Origin of the sequence: Nostoc sp. 2RC, assembly GCF_014222165.1 — a bacterium.
In the GTDB taxonomy this organism is placed as follows: Bacteria; Cyanobacteriota; Cyanobacteriia; order Cyanobacteriales; family Nostocaceae; genus Nostoc; species Nostoc linckia.
Genome location: NZ_JACKZU010000475.1, coordinates 1 through 5,525 on the forward strand (window position 1 = coordinate 1; position 5,525 = coordinate 5,525).

Annotated in this window: 5 protein-coding genes; 4 read left to right on the forward strand and 1 reads right to left on the reverse strand. The window is 37.0% G+C overall.

What is annotated here, in order from left to right; genetic code table 11:
• Positions 1-1,096 (forward strand): DUF563 domain-containing protein (locus tag GNE10_RS31575; RefSeq protein ID WP_185569878.1); only part of this gene is annotated, 1,096 nt, incomplete at its 5' end.
• A gap of 212 nt (positions 1,097-1,308) precedes the next feature.
• Here GNE10_RS31575 and GNE10_RS31580 read toward each other — a convergent pair.
• Positions 1,309-2,052, reverse strand: coding sequence for a sterol desaturase family protein (locus GNE10_RS31580; RefSeq protein WP_185569880.1), 744 nt, complete (start codon positions 2,050-2,052; stop codon positions 1,309-1,311).
• Between the two features lie 704 nt (positions 2,053-2,756).
• On the opposite strand from GNE10_RS31580, the gene GNE10_RS31585 reads away from it, so the two are divergent.
• Genes GNE10_RS31585 through GNE10_RS31595 form a run of 3 tightly spaced genes read left to right on the forward strand, consistent with a single transcriptional unit; the run spans position 2,757 to position 5,315 of the window.
• Positions 2,757-3,764 (forward strand): SDR family oxidoreductase, encoded by a 1,008-nt coding sequence (locus GNE10_RS31585; protein ID WP_185569881.1) that lies wholly within the window; start codon positions 2,757-2,759, stop codon positions 3,762-3,764.
• Positions 3,765-3,766: 2 nt separating this feature from the next.
• Positions 3,767-4,189, forward strand: a complete 423-nt coding sequence (locus GNE10_RS31590; protein WP_180267517.1) for a secondary thiamine-phosphate synthase enzyme YjbQ — start codon at positions 3,767-3,769, stop codon at positions 4,187-4,189.
• Position 4,190: 1 nt separating this feature from the next.
• Entirely contained in the window at positions 4,191-5,315 is a 1,125-nt protein-coding gene (locus tag GNE10_RS31595) for a DegT/DnrJ/EryC1/StrS family aminotransferase (RefSeq protein WP_311774902.1), read from the forward strand.
• Positions 5,316-5,525: the final 210 nt, after the last annotated feature.

Here is a 5,525-nt window from a genome sequence, read left to right on the forward strand (position 1 = left end):
TAATTATCTTCATGAAAATTTTATTTCTAGAGAAGATTTGCTAGAGCAATGTCAAGAGCAAAATAATCTTTATCAATTAAACTATGAAGAAGTTATTTATCTTGAACCAGCTATAAGCTATCAAGAAATTCCCACTGCATTTAGAGAAAAAGAAGGTAAGTTTGAATTTACTAATCCTTTTGCTGCGGTTGTCAAAAATGTAGAATTATTCGGAATTCATGGCATTGGATTTACCCAAGAGAAAAAAATTATTTTAGAAATTGTTTTAGACAGAGTAGATGTTTTAGAACATACTGCCATTTCCACATTGAGGCAAGGTTTTAATTTTCAATATCTTACACCAGTGGCAAATATACAGCATATTGATTTAGCTTGTTCATTAGTGAATTATTGGAGTCCTTTATACGCTCATTGGATATATGAAGCTTTAACTCGATTAGAAGTCCTTGAATATTATTCTCAAAACACAGGTAAAAAACCAAAATTAATTATCGATAAAAACCCGCCAATTTGGGAAACTCGCTCTCTGGAATTGATGGGTTATCGTCCAGAAGATTATATTGAATGGAATGGAACTAGAGCGAAAATTAACGAATTAATTATTTGCTCTAAACGCCGGGAAGGGGGACGTATTTCTATCAAAGCTTGTCACTGGGTGAGAGAACGTATTTTGAGCAATGTTGATAGTTATGCAAATCCAAATTTACTTTTGAGTCCCAAGATTTTTATTTCCCGGAGAAAAGCAAATGCTCGGCGCATTTTGAACGAAGAACAAGTGATAGATACTTTAGCGAAAATGGATTTTGTTCCTTATGTGCTTGAAGATTTAGATTTTGCAGACCAAGTGAAGCTATTTGCTCAAGCTGAATTTATGATTGCTCCTCATGGTGGTGGAGTTACAAATATTATTTTTTCCCAAAATTTAACTTTAATTGAACTGTTTGGTCAAAAAGTTAGCCATTTTTATTATACAGTCGCTCAAGGATTAAAATTTGATTATGCTTGTATGTTTTGTGAAGCCAAAAATGAAGATATTATTGTCAATTGCCAAGAATTAACTAAGATGGTTCACAAAATGACAAAAACTAAAATCTGATGATAGAAATTAGATAAGTCCAATTATATCGAGGACTTGGTGACTAGTGACTGGGCGAAAAGCCTTTGTCTTGAAAAGTAAATCTTAAGTAGGGTGTGTTGTCGCAAAGCGCAACGCACCTCAATTGATATAGTGTATCGAGGTGCGTTAGCCTTCGGCATAACACACCCTACATTTTATTTACTATTGCTTGATATTTAGCGATTATCTTTTTAAATTCCCACAATCATTTTTACTGTTACTGGTTCGTCAATTCCAGCAGATTTATTTTCATCTAAATGATATGTATCGGGATTTAAATAAGTCCCAAATAAGCGATCGAAAATAGTTGTACTATCTCCGAAGTTTCTACCTCTAGTATCGTAATGATGTAAGCTATGAAACCGGGGTGTAACATAAATCCACTCTAATATTCTCATCCAAGGCTGGGATTTGACATTGAGATGTATCCAATTATTTTGAAAAGCGCCATGTAGAGATACTATCGTCATTAGTTCTAGAGGAATTCCTAGCAATGGAAACCAAATAACGGAAAATGTATATAAAATTTCACTAGTCAAACTCGATCTTTGTGCTGCTAACCACCATAATGACTCACTTGAATGGTGCCACTTATGAGTTAACCACGTATACTTATTTGCATGTTGAATTCGATGGATGATGTAATAAAATAGCTCTTTTAGTATAAAAGCAGTAAAGAATCTCACCCATAAAGGCAAAGATAAAAATCCAGTTGATTCTACCATGACTATTGGAAAAATCAATATTTTTGTAATTAGGAGCCAAGTGACATAGTTATTGATTAACATATAACAAAATGCTACTAATGCCGCTTTAAATTCTTTGAGAAATTGAAGTTTATATTTGATTAAGCGGAGGGGATCTTGTTTTTCCCAAAGCCAAAGTATTACGCCTGAGCTAAAAGTCATTAGCCAGTATAAAAGTATAGTTTTCATGAAAATTCAATGGACAAGATGTTGTTAGACTGCAAAATTAGCACCTCCAATTTTGTGCTTAATCATTTATTTGGTATAGCAGAAATCAGGAAGTAAAAGCTTACTATTCCTAGTATTTAAGCTTTTAAAATGTCCTAACTTATCTGATTACCGCTATATCCATAAACTCAGCACAAAAATCATCACTGTAATATTTTACAAGTTATTTGGAATTGCTATTTTTATTGACGATGGGTAACATCCGTAATATTTTGATTTAATATTTGGAGTAGTTAATCTTGAATTTCAAAGTAGTACTTTATCACTAATCAAGGGATAATACAAGGACAGTTAAGGAAAAATTAAGACAGTTAAGACAGTTAAGACAATTAAAAGCGAACACTTGAGTGTACTAGAAGGTGCGTTACTGAACTAACTCTAGAGATATATTTATTAAACATTTATAAAATTTTAGTTAGTTGATACTAAAAAAGAGGATGATGATTTTGTTATTGCAAATTCAACTCAGAAGTTTATGGGCAAATAAATAAAGTTTGGCGATATTGACAATAATTAAATTAAATGCTTGAGCCATTTCAAATTTAGGATTTTGATGATGTTAATATTTTTCTAAGAAAGATAATTAAAATTGATTACAAAATGTAGTTATCGAAGGAAATAGTTTATAAAAAGGCAAAAAGTAGAATTTAATTACGTAAAGTTATATGAACACTAAATTAAATTCTTATAAAAGTTGCTTAGTAACTGGTGCTGCTGGCTTTATTGGTTCTCACTTATGCGATCGCTTACTCCAATTAAGCCATACTGTGGTTGGGGTGGACAATCTAATTACAGGCAGAAAGACTAATTTAAAAGTCCCTCAAACTAATCCTAGATTTACATTTATCGAACAAGATTTAGCTAGTATTTCTCCAGAAATATTAACAGATATTGATTGGGTATTTCATTTAGCGGGATTAGCGGATTTAGTTCCCTCAATCCAAAATCCAGGGCAATATTATTATTCAAATCTGCATAATACTTTTGTCTTATTAGAAGCTTGTCGCCATGCTGGAATTGAGAAATTTATTTATACAGCTTCCTCCACTTGCTATGGTATTCCCGACCAATATCCCACACCGGAAACCTATCCTTGTCATCCCAAACACCCCTACGGTTTGACAAAATATTTAGGAGAACAACTAGTGATGCACTGGGCGCAAGTTTATCAAATTCCAGCCCTTTCTTTACGACTGTTTAATGTATACGGGCCGCGATCGCGTACAACTGGGGCTTATGGTGCGGTATTTGGTGTATTTATCGCTCAGAAACTAGCCAAAAAACCCTTTACTGTGGTGGGAGATGGAACGCAAACAAGAGATTTTACCTTCGTGAGTGATGTAGTAGAAGCCTTTATCAAAGCAGCCGAATCGGATATTACAGGAGAAATAATTAACATTGGTTCGGGGAAATCGGAAAGCGTTTTGACACTCGTAAAATTATTAGAAGGGCCAATTACTCATATCCCCAAACGTCCAGGCGAACCAGATTGTACTTGGGCAGATATTACCAAAGCCACAACTCTTTTAAAATGGCAACCCCAAGTTACCTTGAGTCAAGGAGTTAGTGAAATGTTAGCTAATATTGAACTTTGGCGAGATGCTCCAGTTTGGACAACAGAAACAATTGAGCAAGAGACAAAATTGTGGTTTGAGCATCTAGGAAAACAATAAAAATGACAAACTCATCCATCAGACTTTACCAACAAGCAATCAAAGTGCAAACCATCGGTAAATCTCTGTGTCAGATTACCCCACAAGTGCAAGCGATCGTTACAGAATCAGGAATTCAAGCAGGACTTTGTACGCTTTTTATTCGTCATACCTCAGCTAGTTTACTGATTCAAGAAAATGATGCCAAACCCGATGTAGAAGCCTTTTTTGCTAAATTAGTACCGGAAACAGGCCAATACATCTTACCAGGAGAAGGTTTAGACGATATGCCTGCACATATCCGAAGTGCCCTCACCCATACCTCCGAACAAATCCCCATTGCTCAAAGTCTTTTGCAACTCGGTCGTTTGCAAGACATCTATATTTGGGAACATCGACAGTCTGGTTATTCTCGTGAAGTCGTTATCAATATTCTGGGATATTAAAGTGCAACAGTTAACAATTAATCAAATTCCTTACATCAATCTCAAAAGTCAACACGCTGCTTTGAAGTCCGAATTGTTGTCAGCAGTTGGTGAAGTTCTTGACGATGGTAACTTTATTTTAGGCGAGCAAGTTGCAGAGTTTGAGCGTCAGTTTGCTCAAATGTGCGGCGTTCGTTATGCCATTGGCGTTAACTCTGGGACAGATGCGCTAATTTTCGCACTCAAAGTATTGGGTATTGGTTCTGGCGATGAAGTCATCACCGCGCCGAATTCTTTTGTAGCTTCAGCTAGCTGTATTCGCGTGCTTGGGGCAAAACCTGTATTCGTGGATGTCGGCGATGATTACAACATTGATCCCAGTTTAATTGCAGCTGCCATTACTCCCAAAACCAAAGCAATTATCCCAGTGCATCTGACAGGCCGACCATGCAATATGGAACCAATTTTAACTCTGGCAAAAGAAAAAGGAATTGCCGTAGTTGAAGATGCAGCCCAAGCAGTACTCGCAGAATATCAAGGCCGACGAGTGGGTTCTTTTGGTAAAATCGGGTGTTTTAGCTTACATGCTCTCAAAAACTTAAATGCATGTGGAGATGGAGGAGTACTAGTTACAGACGATGGCGATTTGCACGACCAGCTAAAAATCATGCGGAATATTGGCTTGCGTACCCGCGATGACTGTGTTTTGTGGTCGCATAATTCCCGTTTGGATACCCTACAAGCAGCGATTCTTTTAGTCAAATTGCGCTACCTCCAGGAATGGACACAACAGCGTCGCCAAAATGCTCGCTATTACCAAACTCAACTCGCCGAGATTCCTCAGATTCAAATACCACCAGAACGGGAATACGAAAAATGCGTATACCACACCTTTGTTATCCAAGCACAACGCCGCGATGAACTGCGTCAATTTTTAAGCGATCGCGGTATCGGTACTGCAATTCATTATCCAGTGCCAATTCACTTATCCACAATAGGTAAAGAATTAGGTTATCCCCAAGGGAGTTTTCCGGTTACAGAGATGCAAGCACAGCGAATCCTCAGCTTACCTGTTTATCAAGGATTAACCACTGAAGAACTCCATCAAGTCTGTGAAAACATTAAATTATTCTATCGATATTCCTAACACTTACACAGGCGTTGCAGAATCGATTAGAGAGTTCCAAAAAATTAATTACCACTACTTGTGGGGTGGACATCTTGTCATTAGTGTCAACTTAAGGTTAAACGCTTGTCCCACAGTCGTTTTACCCCACCCCTCAATCCCCTCCCCGCAGGCGAGGAGGGGAGGTTTTGGCTTTAGACAAAACCGGGGTGGGGTGACTCCGGATTAATT